The organism is Pseudomonas sp. (genome assembly GCF_049590575.1).
Classification (GTDB): domain Bacteria; phylum Pseudomonadota; class Gammaproteobacteria; order Pseudomonadales; family Pseudomonadaceae; genus Aquipseudomonas.
Genome location: NZ_JBAWDE010000155.1, coordinates 1 through 1,559, shown reverse-complemented (window position 1 = coordinate 1,559; position 1,559 = coordinate 1). Strand labels below are relative to the sequence as shown.

General features: G+C 56.6%; 2 protein-coding genes and 1 pseudogene. 1 reads left to right on the top strand and 2 read right to left on the bottom strand.

What is annotated here, in order from left to right; genetic code table 11:
- Window positions 1-464, top strand: a pseudogene (locus WBR57_RS11570) (hypothetical protein); the annotation flags it as partial.
- Window positions 465-509: 45 nt separating this feature from the next.
- On the opposite strand, the gene WBR57_RS11565 reads toward WBR57_RS11570, so the two are convergent.
- On the bottom strand, window positions 510-911 hold the full coding sequence (locus tag WBR57_RS11565) for a DUF6152 family protein (protein ID WP_424083947.1): 402 nt from the start codon (window positions 909-911) through the stop codon (window positions 510-512).
- Window positions 912-942: 31 nt separating this feature from the next.
- On the bottom strand, window positions 943-1,559 hold a 617-nt coding region (locus WBR57_RS11560), incomplete at its 5' end, for a hypothetical protein (protein WP_424083946.1).

Below are 1,559 nucleotides of genomic sequence, written 5' to 3'. Positions count from 1 at the left end.
GTCCCGGACAGCCGGCCGTCAACGCGCGTGACCGTATCGGCACCGGGCCTTGGTTCAACTGGTCGTTCGCGCAACTGGGGGCGCCCCAAAACGCCATCATTTCAGCAGACCTTGCCGAACTTCACGGAGACACGCTCGTAAAGGCGCAACGCGGCAGCAATCTATTCAAACAGTCCACACGCGACGAGCATGGACAGGTCATTCACGGCATCGGCGATACGCCACCGATTCAGCACGAAATTCTCACCGGATCGAAGTGGGACGGCCGCGCTTACACGGATAACGCCGACCATACTTGCAACAACTGGACCAGCAGCTCAACAGGTTCCGCGCAGGTCGGCCATTCTGATCGAATCGGCAATGGCTCATCCTGGAATTCCTCGAACGCCACAAAAGGCTGCAGCCAGGCGGCGCTCGAAAGCAGCGGCGGCGCGGGCCTTTTCTACTGTTTCGCAATTAACTGACTTGAGCGCGCTGCCGAGGCAGAAGCCAAGGAATGGCCGGCAGGCCTATTCGGTGCGTTTTTCAGCCGACGATCCCGCGAAGACGCTTCGGCCATCCGCCAACGTCACTTTCTTTGCATTCGCCAACTTGGACTGGTCTTTAGCTAGGTAGCCTTCGACCGTCACCTGATCGCCGGCCTTCAGTGAATCTTGTCGCCATCCTAAGTGGCGCAAGATTAGCGGAGGCCCAAGTTCGATATTCCAATTGACAACTTCGCCTTGATCGTTCTTCACATCCACGTAGAAATGGACGTGAGGATTTGTCCACTCCACTTTCGTGACCGTACCGCTGATTTGAGCTGGCTTATCGGTATCGAACTCGGCGGCGAACGAGTGATGCGCGTATGCGGACGAGCGCGAGAGCAGCAGCGCCAGAGACAGGATCAATAAATGCGCTTCGTATCTCATTCGGTTTACTCTCCCCCAAACGCGTACCCGGTTAGTTGGTGCTCACGTGCTCGCGGTATTGATTATTCTCCGCGCAAACGTACTCCTCGACTTCCTCATCGGGCGCCAGGACATTTACGAACTTTGTCCGGAACGGCGTTCGAAAGCTTTCTGGATCGTCGTATGTGGTTTCCACTTCAAGGTGACCCAGGTCCGGCCGCCGCAACCGGTCGGTGATGTGCAGCTTGCCGGTATGAGGGAACATATTCAGCCATGTTTTATCGTTCAACCCCAGCGTGTCGATGACCAGCGTGTCGCCTTCCCATTTGCCAATCGAATATCCCTGCCACGATGATTCCAGATCCTTGGGAAAACTGCGTCCATCCAGGTACACGTAGTGGGCGGAGATCACATCGTCGCTTCTAAGCGTCACCAGGAGCTGGGGAGTCTGGACGATTCTGATAGGCCACCGAGCCAGGAATCCCGCGAGCTCCGGCAGGCATCGAGCGGAAGGCTTATCTTTATAGTCATTGAGTACCCGTTCGCGGTATAGAGCTCTTGCCCACGGCAGTAGATCCGGTTGTTGCGAACGGCCCCCAACTGACTTAGGAGATATCAGCCAGACACCGGAAAAGTCCGGCTTCGCATTCGGAGTTCTAGGCGCAGGCC

What these genes read in the sequence shown, in the direction of transcription:
- WBR57_RS11565 (WP_424083947.1), bottom strand. Translation starts at nt 911, where the DNA reads ATGAGATACGAAGCGCATTTATTGATCCTGTCTCTGGCGCTGCTGCTC.